Consider the following 15,239-nt stretch of genomic DNA (forward strand, 5'->3'; position numbering starts at 1 on the left):
GTCTTTAGGACTCTGTAGATTGAGTGTCTGTCTTCTGCGAAAAGTTCTAAAGATCTCTCTGAAACCACAGGTTGCTTATTCGCTGTTTTAGATAATGATGTGAGTATGCAAAGTATTCGAAAGGAATGAAAATATTACCAATAAATCGCAATAACTGATTATGAGCATAGAGAGAATACTGCTTTGCCTTTTTTTTGCCTTTCTTGTCCATTTATCCAAAGCACAATGCACAGATACAATTTACATATCCGATTTCGGGCTAAAACCGTATTCATACGAGAATAGTGTTGCCCAACTTCAGGCTGCGATTGAGGCTTGTAAGCAGAAAGGGGCGAAGGTGCTGTCCTTTTCAAAAGGGAGATATGATATATGGCCGGAAGGAGCTGTCCGAAAAGAATTTTATATCTCGAATACATCTACAGAAAAAGAGTGTCCTTCTAAAATTAAAACGATCGGACTATTGTTTAATAAGATGCGAAACCTGAAGGTAGAAGGTAACGGAGCTTTATTGATGTTTCATGGGAAAATGACTACAATCGTACTGGATAGCTGTCAGGATGTTACCTTAGAAGGCTTGTCCGTTGACTTTGAACGTCCGGCAGGCTCTGAATTACATTATGAGTATGTGGGTGAAAATTATGTGGACGTTTCTGTACATCGTGATACTAAGTATGAAATAGTTAATGGGAAATTGAACCTTTATGGTGAGGGGTGGAAATCTAACAAAAATCATTGTATCGAATATGACGGGCAAACAGAAACCTGCCATTATAGCCAGGGGTGGAAGGTTTTATCCAACTTACATGCGCAAGAGATAGTTGCAGGGCGAGTTAGGTTTACTACTTTGCCCGGTTTCCAACCGAAGCAAGGCAATACATTGACGATTCGTGACGTGATCCGTGATCAGGTCGGTATGTTTATCCATCGAAGTAAGAATGTGGTTCTGAAGGATATGCGAATGCATTATATGCATGGTCTGGGGATAATAAGCCAGTATTCTGATAACATAACAATGTGTAGGGTAAAGTGTATGCCCGAACCCAAATCAGGAAGATTGTTGGCTGCTTCAGCGGATATGATGCACTTTTCCGGGTGCAGAGGGAGGCTTCTAATTGACAGCTGTTACTTTGCAGGCGCTCAGGATGACGCGATCAATATACATGGAACCAACCTGAAAGTAGTTGAGAAAGTTAGTTCCAATACATTGAATATGCGGTTCTCGCATGGACAAAGTTATGGGTTTCAAGCATATTTCACGGGAGATACGGTTGCTTTTGTGAAGGCGACTACCATGGAACGGCTTTCAACAGCATCTGTACATTCGGTTAAGCGCTTGTCGGACCGTATTTGGCAGGTTAAGTTCGACCGGGAGGTTCCTGAATGGTTGGAAATAAATCATGATTGTGTAGAGAACCTGACTTATACTCCTTCTGTGGAAATCCGGAATAATTACTTTACTCGAACCAGTACAAGAGGAACGTTGGTCACAACGCCACGCAAAGTCGTGATTGAAAAAAATACTTATTATAAGGTCGGTATGAGTGCTATTCTGATAGAAGGTGATGCAGAAGGGTGGTTTGAGTCGGGGCCCGTCAATGATGTGCTGATCAGAGAGAATACATTTGTAGACTGTGCTTATAATGGAGGACCGGGAAATGCCGTGATTGCGATTAATCCGTCTAATTCTGTCATCAATGCCAACCGGCCTGTCCATAAGAATATCCGGATAGAAAATAATCTTTTTAAGAGTTTTAATACTCCTTTGTTGTTTGCAAAAAGTACGGAAGGTATTTTATTTGCGAATAATACGGTCGAACGTACCATGCAATTGAGGTTTTCTGCTAAAAATGATATTATGTTTTATTTAAATGGATGTAAAGACGTTACTATCCGGAATGTGATTTGCAAAGAAGGTGTCTCAAACAAAGAGATTTATATTGATAACATGAAAAGGGCATATGTGAAGAAGCCTGTCGGCATGAATATACGTATAGCTAAATAATTGTCGGTTGTTCGCGGATAAATAAAGGCTAAATGTATAATTTAGTTTATGTCATTTAGCCTTTGTTTACTATAAAGATATGTATTCGTTTGATTGTATAGTAATTCGTGTGTTGCTATTCTGCTGTTTTCTATTTAAAGCTGCTACAACTCACTTCTATTCCATTAACATAAATGAGAACTTTATACTGCGTATTATTTTTCAAAGTTTGAGTAACATTTTTAATTGATAAGGTTGTTTTCTCGTAAGGATGAAGAGCTTTTACCTTGATATTTTTTAAGCAGATGTTATCGCTTGATATTTCTAATATTGCAGGTTCGGAGGATGATAAGCCAAAATTCTGTATTTCTATCTGAAGTGTTTCTGTCTCTTTGTCATATATTGGACGTCGTGTGGAGAGCAAAGCCGGTTCGTAATTTACAAATGGCATCCGGGCGTAACCGTAAATCATATTTCCATTTTTGTCCGTTCCTATTATTTTGGGTGCAAATTCCTCTGAGTTTATGCCGGTGTCTTTCATTTTGAATACAACAATCAGGTCATTTCCTACATGTTTTGTTTTAACTGGTCTGGCTCCACGCCCGAAATTCACTTCGGTATATGAACCGAATCGTAGTGATTTTACATCTACATCTGTTTGAGGAGCAAATCCCTCTTCTGCTAAAATTCTCACTTCAATGTTGCGGGTTGATGGAGTTATTTTCTTTTTGTTGAGAATGGAAAGTCTCATTCCTTTATTTAATGGGATGCAGATATTTTTAGAACTGTGCTTGTCGTTCGGTAAATCATTCCATTTGATAGTGTCGATCACTGCAAAATTCATTTGAGTGGCTCGGCCATATTGGTCTTGAAGCACTTTGGGGCGTTCATACTTGAACCACCTCTCTACTTTTCCGTCCTTATGAAAGGAGATTCCCGGCATATAGGCTTCGCCCTGTTCTGTCACCCAATTCACGCCATCTTTTGAGCGTTGGTAGAATGCAATCCTCCCCAACCAGTCGTTTACAATCAGATGATACTGAAGTTCATCTTTCCACACCACGGGATCTTCGAATCTTCCTTCGACAGCCGGGTATATTCGTTTGTCCGTCAATTGATGATAGATTGAAAGGCCGTCTTTGCTGATCCATACACCTCCACCGCGGCACACCATCAGGTATGAGCCATCCGATCTGCGGGCAAAAGTCAAATTGGAAAGCCCCTCTATAATTTTCCTATCACGAGAATCAAAATTGAAATGACCGAATATCCATTTCGATGCATCTTCTCTATCTGCGATGTAATAACCGTCTATTGTATAAACCACTATTCGTCCGTCTTTTAGGCGGAAAGCTTCGGGGTTATGTCCTTTACCGATTGAATCTTGTATTTTGAAAGGACCGGTTGGCCTGTCGCTTACAGCACGGAATACGGTGGAATTAGGCCAAAACATATGCCCCTTAGGAGAAGACTCCGGCCATCCGCACACATATAAATGATATTTTCCTTCGGCATCCCGCAAGATGTTTCCACCCCAGAAAGATAAATCGGCATCTTCTATCCCATTATCAACATATCTGTTACGTACCTCATCCGTCCCCCATATATTTTCTGCTTGAGTCCCATTGGGCATAGGCAAAAAGCGATCCATGAAGCGTGCTCCTTTTGCCAGATGTTGCCATTCTGTAGGACGTTCGCGTTCCATAACTTGAGATGTAGCGGAGGCAAAAAAGCAACTCACGATCACTAATGCCAAAAATCTATTCATAGTAAAATGGATTTGCAGAAATATCATAATTTTTTTTGTTGGATATTGGGATACAAAAGTAAGGTTGGAAATTATATCATAAAATGGATGAAAGTTATAAAAGCATGGATTATTTCACGAAATAGACATTGGAGCATCCGTTGCTTTATGGTTAAAGTGCCTCGATCTGTATACAATCCAGTCCGAACAAAGTTCCTGTCGATAGCGGATTTTGGCCGATCAATTCTATCCGCAGGATAAATTTGCCGTTTACAGGTTTATACGTGCCTAAATCAATGGCATTTGTGGCTTCGACTTTCTCGCTGTAACAGTCCAACTGTTTTCCGTTTTTGGGGTGATTTACATACAACCTTATATTGCCGTAGTCGGTTGCTTTGGTACAATATAGACTCAAGCTGTATTCACAATCCTCAAAACCGGAGAATTCGAACTCGATGTAATCGCCCTCCTTACCGCCATGGCATACCAGATGGTCTTTTAAGTTCCATTTGCCCGGATGCCCGCTGAGTCTTTGTCTGTCATAACGCAGTCTTTCTGATTTGGAAGTTGGCTGGATTTGGCAAAAATCAATGGCATTTGGTATGTTGCAGACAGGAGATTGAGTAGGGGTAGGCAATAACCCTGCTTCTATTTCTTCTATGCCGGAAGAGCCTGTGGCTTCGGAACCTAAGTCTCCGTACCAGAATACAGTCGAAGAGTAATCTACCGTCCCGTTTTCCCAACCTAACAATTCGAAATCGAACTTCAATTGCCGGTTGAAGGGAATGGCATCTAAGCATCTGACTCTGAAGAAGCTGTTGTAGCCATAAAAATCTCGCATATCCTGGCGGGGTTGTCCGGCAAATGGTGTCTGACTTTTAAAATAGCCATCGAAACTGTAGTAGTCTTCAGTGCCTGTTCCGAAATGGGAAGGAAATGGTTCGTGATCTACGGTTATTTTTTCATCTCCTTCTCCATACCACTCTGTCGTATGGTTGAAAAGTGATAGCAGGTCTCCCCGATAAACTCCTCTGCCGGATATAGTGGTGAAATTCCAATCCATACATTTTTCATGTTCCATCCAGGTGACGACGGGCAGACCACGTTCCTGCTTCCAGGCTGTATGGAAATAGAGAGACCGGTTGTCCCACTTATAGGGTTGTGAAACAATATCTGTTTGTATATCGGCTCTGTATGGGGAGAGGTTCAAGATCGTGATTTCACAATCTTGCTTATAGGGCATCAACCATTTGCTGCAGACAATCCCTTTGCCATCGGAATAGAAGAAAAAACTTCTGGACGCAAAAGATCCCATGCCGGAGCCTGCAAAATCGGATAGTGGAGCCCATACGGTTTGTTTTCCGTCAAAGCTTATGGTTACGATCAGGCTACGCATCAATAGGGCAAAATCGTCTGTTCCGGGTTTCAGGTTTTTATCTGTTTTCACATTGAACTGAAGAAGGCTGATCGCTCTTTTTCCTGTGCGAAGGTTCAGCTTTTGTTTTTCACCTTTATTTAATGAAAAGCTCTGTTGATGGTTAAGTGAACCTTTGCCATAATCAGACTGAGGATTAAATCCCTTATCCATATTTTTATAGAGTGCGTCGGATGTTTTTTCTGCTAAAGCGGGTATGCGGTCTGCCACTTCCTGTGAGAAAGTTTCTACCAGAGTACCTGTGGGGTATTTGCGGTAATTGAACAAAAAGTGTCGGTTAGTCCGTTCGGGGGTAAGTTCCTCCATGGTCACTTTGCAGCCGTTGTTATAGGGGACAGGTAGATAAATCAGGCTGCCTCTGTTCCATTTATTGTCCGGTTCGATTAACCCTTTCTTCAATCCTCGCACACCGAACTTCTGGAGATCATAAGAGGGCACCTCCCAGCCCGGTTCGTCTTTTCCGTCAAAATAGAAACGTAAGATTGTATTTATGCTGCCAAAGGTCGTGAGCCATATGCGGGTAATGGCACCGGGACCTTTGTCCTCAAAAAGAACCTTTTCTTTCCGTCCGTTGCGTTCTTCAAGGCGGATGAATCCTTCGCCGTCATCATTGGCAAACCAATTGGGGCGGTCAGGAGAAACGGACCTGCGATCGTAGCTGCTTTGCTGCATACTGCGATAGGGCAGGGCCGGATAGCGGCTCATTTCATCCCGTGAGGTCATCTCTTTCAGGAGAGTTTCTACTGTGATCTGATATTTTGTCTGTGCAAATGAACAGGTGCACAGAGCGGAGAAAAGTAAGGTGATCCCCCATTTCATTATTCCTGTTGTAAACTCAGGCTTCGGAGAAGATAATAAGAGTTGTTTCCATTTTGTGTCCATAATACGATTTTATTGATGGTAAGTAGCCGCAATATTAAGAAAGTATATCGGATGAGGCTATAATGAATTGTACCAAATCGTAGTACAGACGTTACATGAAGCATTCTTTTTGGGTTTTGCCGACTTATGGTGGTGGAGTGACCGGCTTTCCGCTATCTTTCTTGCATGACGCACACGAATTGTTATCCGAACAACTATAGAATATTGCGGCCGTCAGGAAAGGCAGGAATATTAATTTCTTTATAAATCTTCTGGTTCAGGTTTTTAATTACTTGCATATAACACTTTACTTCTCAAATGGTTTTATATATCTTTGTGCGTTGAACGCGATATATTTCAATTTATTATGAACGGATTTCTACTGTTGAAACGCCCTTTTATCTGGCTGGCCCGCTTTCGTCACCGTTGTGGATATGGGGTTCATTCACCATTTGCTTTCGACTTGATAACCAACGTCATTTATGAGCGTACCCCTTACTATGCTTACAGTTTGCTGGAGACTGAACAAAAGAAAATGTCGGTAAATCCCGGCAAGAAGTGGAAGCATGAATCAAAGAAGGTGAACCGGTTATTGTTCCGGTTGGTCAACCGAATGCAACCTGCCACGATTGTAGATGCCGGAACGTTGTCGGTATCGTCTCTCTATTTGCAGGCCGGACATGCTAAAGCGGGTTATTTGGGTGCTTCTGATTTGTCCGAACTCTTTTTGGAGAAAGATACACCTGTCGATTTTCTTTATTTGCACCATTACCGTGACTTGGAATTTGTAGAGAAAGTATTCGATATATGTGCGTCGAGAACAACGGAACAAGGAGTTTTTGTGATTGCCGGTATCTGCTATACGAAAAAGATGAAAGCACTCTGGAAAAAGATACAGCAGGATGACCGGACGGGTGTTACATTCGATTTATATGATCTTGGAATCGTCTTTTTCGACCGTACGAAGATAAAACAGCACTATATCGTCAACTTCTGAATCCTTTTGTGTGTTAACCTTTACAGAAATAATAAACTTACTATCATTATGAAAAAGAGTCTTGTATATACAAAAACGGGTGATAAAGGAACAACGGGTCTGATAGGAGGAACCCGTGTGCCGAAAACCCACATCCGCCTTGAAGCGTATGGAACGGTCGATGAACTGAACTCGAATCTGGGATTACTGGCAACTTACCTGATGGACGAGCATGATTTGGATTTCGTACAGTCGGTGCAGGATAAACTGTTTGCCATTGGTTCGCATCTGGCCACTGACCAGGAGAAGATCCAACTGCACGATGTCAGTATTATTACCCCTGCCGATGTAGAAGCTATTGAACGTGAAATTGATGCTGCCGACGAAATTCTTCCGCCTTTACATTCCTTCATCATTCCGGGAGGAAGTCGTGGCTCGGCACTTTGCCACGTTTGCCGTACCGTTTGCCGGAGGGCGGAGCGGCGTATTCTTGCATTATCCGAAAGCTATACAATCTCTGCTGATTTGCTGGCTTATGTCAACCGGCTGTCTGATTATTTATTTGTCTTGTCTCGTAAAATGAATTTTAATGAGGGAAAAGACGAAATATTTTGGAATAATAGTTGCAAGTGAAATTTTTTATTATACTTTTGCCGAAAAATAGAGAGTAGGTATTAATATTCACATTTTAAATACGAAAGCTTATGTATTGGACGTTGGAATTAGCATCTAAACTGGAAGATGCTCCTTGGCCGGCAACTAAGGATGAACTGATTGATTATGCCATGCGGTCGGGTGCTCCTCTTGAAGTGATTGAAAACCTTCAGGAAATGGAAGATGAAGGCGAAATCTATGAAAGTATAGAAGATATTTGGCCGGACTACCCCAGTAAAGAAGATTTCTTCTTTAACGAAGAGGAGTATTGATACGAACGAATGAATTGAAAATAATAAATAGTCCCGATAAACGATCCGGTTTATCGGGACTATTTTATTGGTATTAGAACATCGGTAACTGATAGATGAAACCTAAAGACAAACGATTGGTACTGTAGTTCTCCTGTCCCAGTACTTTGGCACGATGTGTGAAGTCGTATGAACGTCCCACGTAAGTCAGGAAGAAATGCAGGTTGGTCTTCATCGGGTAAAACTCTACTCCGGCCAGGTATCCCCAGGAAGTACGGTAGTTACCTTTTTCAATGCCGTCAGCTGCTTTAGTAACCGAAGCGGTTTCGTACATACCTTTTACAAAAGCATTCCATTTCGGGAGGAAACGGTAGTTGAGCTTGGTCACCACGGATAAGTAACCGGCGTTGAAAGCATTGTGTCCGCTGGCATTACCCACGATTCCGGTGATAGTACCGTTGCGGTCGATGCCTTCCTGCGAATACATGAAGTCGACAAACATATTGAACTTATCCAGATTCAGCTCGTTGCCCACTGCATAATAGTAGAGGTTCTTGCCTTTGGCTTCACTCATGACGGAGGCCGACCAGCGGGTTTTGAATACCTCATTGAAGTTACCGTTCCAGTTCAGGGTATAGACCAGGGGCATCTTCCCCGATTTGAGATCCGGCAATTTGCCTTCCGAATCTTCGGTGATTCCGTATGTCTTGTCAAATGAACTGTTACGACTATTCAGAATCTGCAGGTTGAGTTGCTGGGTGGGGGTAATATTATAACCGACGTTCAGTCCGGTCATAAAATTACTCATATTGTCGATCATGTCACTGTATTCGTAAATGTCGATCGGATTCAGGTCGAACTCAAATCCCCCGTAAGCGGCACATTGCTTACCGGCAAAGAAAGAGAACTGATCATTCAGTTTCACACCGATTCCGGCATAGTCTATCGAGGTAGGGATGTTATCAATCATTCCTCCTCCTTCGTTCGAACGGTTCAGGCGTTGACGATAGCGGTAAGAGAGCCAGCTGTTGAGATTGCCTTTTGCTTCGATGCGGAGTTGACGCATTTTGAATACTCCTTCGTCGAAACCATCGCGGAAGTTAGCGTCAAAACTACCTTGCATATTGAGGTACAGATTGAACTTATCCGTCTTTTTTTGCACGTTGGCCAGTTCTTCGTACAACGATTTGTTTTCCAGAAACATTTCCTTCTTTTCTGCCTTTTGTGCATATACTCCTTGAATGCTGCCCGCAAGGAGCAGCATTGCCATTAATTTCTTCATAAGTGTTCAGGTTTTATCGGTTCGATGCCCGGTTAGTACTCATTAAAATATTGCTGAATCTGCTTCCAGTCGTTGGTTTTGGTCAGTGCAAGCATCAGCAGTACACGTGACTTTTGCGGGTTCAATTCCTGCGAAGCGATAAATTGATATTGAGCATCATCCACCTCGGCATCCAGTGTCGTAGGTCCGGTCGGTACACGGGATGAACGGACAACGAGTATTCCTTTCTTACGGGCTTCTGTCAGTACCGGGAAAATGTTCTTGTGAATGTTTCCGTTACCTACGCCGGCATGGATAATACCCTTATAATCGTGGTGTAGAAGTGGGGTTACCATATCTGCCTCAATGTTTGAGTAGCTATAAACGATACCTACTTTAGGCAGAGAGTTCAGGTTGGTTACGTCGAACACAGACTGAGTGGTATGCTTTTTCAGTGGGGCTTGGTTGTAAAATACCTTTCCGTTGAAGATATAGCCCAACGCTCCGGAGTTGGGGGCCTGGAAGGTTTGTACATCGATTGTATTCATCTTTAATACACTTTCTGCCCCGAGAATCAATCCGTTCATGGCTACCAGTACGCCTTTGCCTACAGATTCTTTGGCCCCTGCGGTGACTACGGCGTTATAAAGGTTCAGCGGACCATCGGCACTAAGTGCGGTGGAAGGACGCATGGCTCCTACCAGCACTACCGGCTTATCGCTTTTGACGGTCAGGTTCAGGAAGTAAGCCGTTTCTTCCATTGTATCTGTTCCGTGAGTGATAACGATGCCGTCGATATCCGGACGCTTCAACAGCTGGTTGATCTTTTTGGCAAGTATCAGCCATACTTCGTCGTTCATGTCCTGCGAACCGATGCGCACAATTTGTTCACCGGTCACATTGGCAATGTTTTTTAGTTCGGGTACTGCATCCAGCAGCGTACCGATTGCTACTTGTCCGGCTGTGTAATTGGTAGAGGTTGCCGAGCCGCCTGTCCCGGCAATCGTTCCTCCGGTAGCAAGGATGTGAATGTTTGGCTTCTGTGAGAAGGCCATCATTGTGGAAAGCAGTAGTGTAACCACTACAAGGCTTAGTCTTTTTAGTTCTTTCATGACTCAACTGTTATTTAGGTTAAAAAATAGATAGTTCGTATTTTTAAAATACCTGGATGAAGAGCAATCCGAGTACGATAGCTACAACGGTTGATACCAATCCGGGCATCATAAACGAATGATTCAACACATATTTACCGATTTTGGTTGTTCCTGTACGGTCGAAATTGATGGCAGCAACCACCGTCGGATAATTCGGAATGAAGAAGTATCCGTTTACGGCCGGGAACATGGCGATCAGCATATACGGCGAAATGCCGAGGGCGATGCCCAGTGGCATCAGTGCACGTACTGTGGCCGCCTGACTGTAAAGCAGGATAGACATTACGAACAAAGCTATTCCGAATAACCATGGCATCTGCCGAACCAATCCTTCGATAGATTCTGTCAGTTGCCCCATGTTGCCTTGCAGGAATGTGTCACCCATCCAGGCTATACCGAAGATGGCGATTACCGCCTGCATTCCTGCCGGGAAAACAGAACCTTGTGTTGCTTTGATTCCATCCGTCTTGGTAATCATCAGGATAAGCGCAGCTGCCGAAAGCATTACGATTTCAATAATGGCAGACATCCCCAATGTAACGGTTTCTCCGTCTATCAGGAAGGTGGGGCGCATACCGTCGAAAGACCCGAAGAATACGATGAAGGCCGTTGCTAAAATGAAAATCAGAACCGAGATCATTGCATTGCGCTTGTTGTGTACGTCCTTAATCTCTACTTTCTTAGAGTTGAAATACCCTTCTGCCAATCGCTTTTGATATTCTGGGTCGTCCACCAGTTCTTTGCCCACTTTCATTGAGAACAGTGCACCTACCAGTACACCGATAATGGTAGCGGGGATCGTTATTTTTAAAATGTCAAATAAGGTAATGTCAAAACCTGCCAGAAGTCCGAGCAAGGCAACTGTGGCAGCCGAAATGGGGCTGGCTGTGATGGCTTGCTGAGAAGCGATAACGGCGATACCGAGAGGGCGTTCCGGACGGATTTTTGTTTCGGTGGCCACTTCGGCAATCACCGGCAGTACGGAATAGGCAACATGTCCCGTACCGGCGACGAAGGTGAACAGATAAGTCACAATAGGACTCAAAAGAGTGACGTGTGACGGGTTTTTACGCAATAACTTTTCTGCCAGCTTCACCATATAGTCCAGTCCGCCGGCTGCCTGCATGCATGATGCAGCCGAAATAACCGCGGCAATCATCAACATTACATCGATCGGAGGGGCTGTGGGTTGCAGTCCGAAGACAAAAGTCAGTATCCCTAAACCTACGCCGCCCATTACTCCGAGTCCGATACCTCCCAAACGGGCACCGATAATAATGGCTGTCAGTACAAAAGCCAATTGTAAAATCATATCTTTCTTTTTTTATTTTTTGGCAAAGATAATTTAATAAATTGTCTCTGAATTGGTAAATGATATGGTAATCAACAAAAAAGAGGTTAATTGGTTTTTGCTGGTTTGCATATTTTTTCATTATGAAGGAGATTTTATAAAATATCTCTCAACCGGATGTTGTTTACAATATGATACATGTCTTTGCTTTATTATACGTAAATCACTCCTTGTTTAAAGTGTGTTAACTAAATAGTGAATATGATTGCTTTCAAAACAATATTGCTTAAGTTTGGTTATTATAAACACAGTTAAGATTATAATTGTTAATAAAGATATATTATGAAAGAAGAATTATCGAAAGCAACCCGTACAGAGAGTGATTTAATAGGTGAACGTGAAGTACCCGAAACCGCCTTGTATGGCGTACAAACCCTTCGGGGCATAGAGAACTTCCGCATTAGTAAATATCACCTTTGTGAGTATCCGTTGTTTATCAATGCACTTGCCATAACCAAGATGGGAGCCGCTATGGCTAACTTTGAGCTTGGATTGCTGACTGAAGAACAGGCAAATGCCATTCTCCATGCATGTAAAGAAATCCTGGAAGGCAAACATCACGACCAATTCCCGGTAGACATGATTCAGGGTGGAGCCGGAACTACCACCAACATGAATGCCAACGAGGTGATAGCCAATCGTGCCCTCGAACTGATGGGACATAAACGCGGAGAGTATCAATATTGTTCGCCCAATGACCACGTCAACCGTTCGCAGTCCACCAACGATGCCTATCCCACTGCCATCCATATAGGTATGTATTATACGCATCTGAAACTGGTGAAGCATTTCAAAGAAGTGATCGGTGCTTTCCGGAGAAAAGCAGAAGAGTTTGCACATGTGATCAAGATGGGGCGTACACAGTTGGAAGATGCGGTGCCGATGACGCTTGGGCAGACATTCAATGGTTTTGCCAGCATCCTTCAAGATGAAATTAAGAATCTGGACTTTGCTGCACAAGACTTCCTGACAGTCAATATGGGAGCTACTGCCATCGGAACCGGAATTACCGCCGAACCGGAATATGCTACCAAATGCATCGCGGCCCTCCGGAAGATTACCGGGCTGGATATCCGTTTGGCCGACGATCTGATAGGAGCTACTTCCGATACTTCCTGTCTGGTGGGGTATTCTTCAGCCATGCGTCGTATAGCTGTAAAAATGAATAAGATTTGCAATGACTTGCGTCTTCTGGCATCCGGTCCGCGTTGCGGGTTGGGTGAGATTAATCTGCCTGCCATGCAACCCGGTTCGTCTATCATGCCCGGTAAGGTAAATCCGGTTATCCCCGAAGTGATGAACCAGATCGACTATAAAGTGATAGGCAACGACCTTTGCGTGGCTATGAGTGGCGAAGCGGCTCAGATGGAGCTGAATGCGATGGAACCGGTTATGGCACAGTGTTGCTTTGAGTCTGCCGATTTGCTGATGAATGGCTTCGATACACTGCGTACTTTGTGTATAGACGGCATTACGGCCAATGAGGAGAAATGCCGGAAAGATGTTCACAACAGTATCGGTGTTGTGACGGCCCTCAACCCTGTCATCGGGTATAAGAATTCTACCAAAATTGCCAAAGAGGCACAGGAGACCGGTAAGGGAGTTTACGAACTGGTGTTGGAACATAACATTCTTTCGAAAGAAGACCTTGATACGATCCTGAAGCCGGAAAACATGATTCATCCGGTTAAACTCGATATTAAGCCTAACAACTGATCTGGGGAATCCGGTCAGCATATTTAAGAAGTTGTATCCCAATCCGGTTACAGTCCTTTCTTCCGTTTAGGGAGGATAGGAGAATTGCAACGGTTTGGGGTACAACTTCTTTTTTTATTTTCTGAAGTTTGAGAGCTGAATCCGGTATTTTTTTTCTATCTTGCCGGTGTGATTAATGATGATACTATGAAAAAATTCCCTTTTTACTTTCTGGTGCTGTACCTGTTGGCTTCATGCCAGGGGACGAAGCAGGCGGAGACTCAGGCTTTATCCGTTGTCGACATGACAAAAAGTTACCCTGAAAAGGAGATTGTTCTGCAAGACATTGCCGATGTGGAATATATTCCTTTGGAAACTACCGATGACTTTCTGTTCAATGGTGTTGCCGCGATAGTGTCCGATAAATATATCGTGACGATAGGTCACCAGAGTGGAGATGTCTGTCTGTTCAGCCGGGAGGGAAAAGCCCTTACCCGTATCCACCGGGTGGGAAATGGTCCGGGAGAATACAAAGATATTGCGACGGTAGACGTAAACTGGGAGAATGGCGAACTTTATCTGAAAGAGATGAACCGGCAAAAAATTCACGTCTATTCGCTGGATGGCACGTTCAAGCGTTCGCTCCCTTATCCCGAAAATATATGGTTGGACCAGATGTATCTTTTCTCTCCCGAATATCTGATTGCCTCCCGGGACTTCACTCCTTCCGCAGGTTCGGATGCCGGGTTCCATCCCTACCTCCTTGTCTCTACCGAGAGCGGACAGCTGGATTCTTTGAGCTATGTGCAGAAAAAATGTGTGCAAGTTAAATTAATCATCAACGAGCAAGCGCATCTGTATGGCTATATGCATGAGCCATCGATTATTTGCAATGGTTCCCGGTTCTACATAGGCAATGCGGACTCGGATACTTTGTTTACGATGGAGCCGGATTTTGCTTTAAAACCTTTGCTGGTCCGTACCCCTTCACATAATGAAGAAGGGAACCAGTATGGTTTGTTTTTGAAAGGAGTGGCGGGACCCTATCTTTTTTTAACCAAGCAACCGATGGAGATACCTATGAACAGCATCGATCATCTGGATTTGCAAAATGAAGAATGGCTTTATGACCGCCGTACCCAGGAGGTTTTCCGCTATATTTTCAAGAATCGTGAAGATACTTCGAAACCGGTCTCAGGCATCATGTTTTATCGTTATCCCGAAGATTGCGCTTTAGTCATTCTGAAGTCGGAAGATTTGGTGGAGGCTTACGAAGCCGGTGAGTTGAGTGGTGAACTGAAGAAGATTGTTTCGGGAATGAAAGTAGATGATAATCCTGTCCTGATGCTGATACAGTTTAAGGGATAGAGAAACGGTCTTCATGGAGAAGGGGGAGGTGTCACAGTCTGTGGTGAAACGGGCTTTTGCAAGGCTCTTTTTCTTAACCGGAACCTGCAATCCTGTGCGGAAAGAGTGGGATTCAAACCCACGGAACAGACAAGCCGTTCACCGGATTTCGAGTCCGGCCCATTCGATCACTCTGGCATCTTTCCTTAAATGTACTACAAAGGTAAATCGTTTTATGATTCGTTGTTCCGGTAAGGGTGTTTTTTTCTTCTTGCCGGGATTTTGCTGCTACTTTATGAGGTTGCGGGTCTATTATTAAAAGATCCGATATACCAGTTGTACATCTCGTATATAGTTCCCTTAGATGATAAAGATGGATCTTTTTATTGAGAAAACGGCAAGTCCTTTATATTGGGGATTGAAACAACAAAATGCTGTTGAGTAATGTTATAGAATAGAGCGCTTTGCTGAAAATATGCAAACGAATTTAATGTTTTTTTAATTTAAAACTATATCTTTGTCCCGA

General features: G+C 43.4%; 11 protein-coding genes and 1 tRNA gene. 6 read left to right on the top strand and 6 right to left on the bottom strand.

Annotated features, from left to right (window positions below; genetic code table 11):
• Positions 1 to 160: 160 nt before the first annotated feature.
• Positions 161 to 2,002, top strand: coding sequence for a right-handed parallel beta-helix repeat-containing protein (locus JZY04_RS08340; RefSeq protein ID WP_122142212.1), 1,842 nt, complete (start codon positions 161 to 163; stop codon positions 2,000 to 2,002).
• A gap of 130 nt (positions 2,003 to 2,132) precedes the next feature.
• Here the strand turns inward: JZY04_RS08340 and JZY04_RS08345 are convergent, their stop codons facing one another.
• Together JZY04_RS08345 and JZY04_RS08350 are read right to left on the bottom strand one after the other, a co-directional pair.
• On the bottom strand, positions 2,133 to 3,749 hold the full coding sequence (locus tag JZY04_RS08345; RefSeq protein WP_122142344.1) for a glycoside hydrolase family protein: 1,617 nt from the start codon (positions 3,747 to 3,749) through the stop codon (positions 2,133 to 2,135).
• Between the two features lie 151 nt (positions 3,750 to 3,900).
• The gene (locus JZY04_RS08350) at positions 3,901 to 6,045 is read right to left on the bottom strand and encodes a glycoside hydrolase family 172 protein (RefSeq protein ID WP_122142211.1); all 2,145 of its coding nucleotides are present in this window, start codon (positions 6,043 to 6,045) and stop codon (positions 3,901 to 3,903) included.
• A 346-nt stretch (positions 6,046 to 6,391) separates the two neighbouring features.
• On the opposite strand from JZY04_RS08350, the gene JZY04_RS08355 reads away from it, so the two are divergent.
• From JZY04_RS08355 to JZY04_RS08365, 3 genes are all read left to right on the top strand, one after another.
• Positions 6,392 to 7,021 (top strand): hypothetical protein, encoded by a 630-nt coding sequence (locus tag JZY04_RS08355; protein WP_032531575.1) that lies wholly within the window; start codon positions 6,392 to 6,394, stop codon positions 7,019 to 7,021.
• A 48-nt stretch (positions 7,022 to 7,069) separates the two neighbouring features.
• A complete protein-coding gene (locus JZY04_RS08360; protein WP_005782133.1) occupies positions 7,070 to 7,633 on the top strand; it encodes a cob(I)yrinic acid a,c-diamide adenosyltransferase in 564 nt (187 codons plus the stop codon).
• Between the two features lie 71 nt (positions 7,634 to 7,704).
• Positions 7,705 to 7,926 (top strand): DUF2795 domain-containing protein, encoded by a 222-nt coding sequence (locus JZY04_RS08365; protein ID WP_002558131.1) that lies wholly within the window; start codon positions 7,705 to 7,707, stop codon positions 7,924 to 7,926.
• 73 nt (positions 7,927 to 7,999) lie between these two features.
• Here the strand turns inward: JZY04_RS08365 and JZY04_RS08370 are convergent, their stop codons facing one another.
• Genes JZY04_RS08370 through JZY04_RS08380 form a run of 3 tightly spaced genes read right to left on the bottom strand, consistent with a single transcriptional unit; the run spans position 8,000 to position 11,632 of the window.
• Complete coding sequence (locus JZY04_RS08370; protein ID WP_032543020.1) at positions 8,000 to 9,187, bottom strand: porin; 1,188 nt, start codon at positions 9,185 to 9,187, stop codon at positions 8,000 to 8,002.
• Positions 9,188 to 9,219: 32 nt separating this feature from the next.
• Positions 9,220 to 10,278 carry an L-asparaginase 2 gene (gene ansB / locus JZY04_RS08375; RefSeq protein WP_005782137.1) on the bottom strand — a complete coding sequence of 353 codons (1,059 nt, stop codon included), beginning with the start codon at positions 10,276 to 10,278 and terminating at the stop codon, positions 9,220 to 9,222.
• A 43-nt stretch (positions 10,279 to 10,321) separates the two neighbouring features.
• Positions 10,322 to 11,632, bottom strand: coding sequence for an anaerobic C4-dicarboxylate transporter family protein (locus tag JZY04_RS08380; protein WP_005782138.1), 1,311 nt, complete (start codon positions 11,630 to 11,632; stop codon positions 10,322 to 10,324).
• 321 nt (positions 11,633 to 11,953) lie between these two features.
• On the opposite strand from JZY04_RS08380, the gene aspA reads away from it, so the two are divergent.
• The gene (gene aspA, locus JZY04_RS08385) at positions 11,954 to 13,387 is read left to right on the top strand and encodes an aspartate ammonia-lyase (RefSeq protein WP_005782141.1); all 1,434 of its coding nucleotides are present in this window, start codon (positions 11,954 to 11,956) and stop codon (positions 13,385 to 13,387) included.
• 186 nt (positions 13,388 to 13,573) lie between these two features.
• Positions 13,574 to 14,734: a 6-bladed beta-propeller gene (locus JZY04_RS08390; RefSeq protein WP_122142210.1), complete on the top strand. Its 1,161-nt coding sequence runs from the start codon at positions 13,574 to 13,576 to the stop codon at positions 14,732 to 14,734.
• 97 nt (positions 14,735 to 14,831) lie between these two features.
• On the opposite strand, the gene JZY04_RS08395 is transcribed toward JZY04_RS08390, so the two are convergent.
• A tRNA-Ser gene (locus JZY04_RS08395) sits at positions 14,832 to 14,919 on the bottom strand.
• Between the last annotated feature and the right edge of the window lie 320 nt (positions 14,920 to 15,239).

The sequence above is a fragment of the Bacteroides sp. 11BF genome (assembly GCF_019633765.1).
GTDB lineage: Bacteria > Bacteroidota > Bacteroidia > Bacteroidales > Bacteroidaceae > Bacteroides > Bacteroides hominis.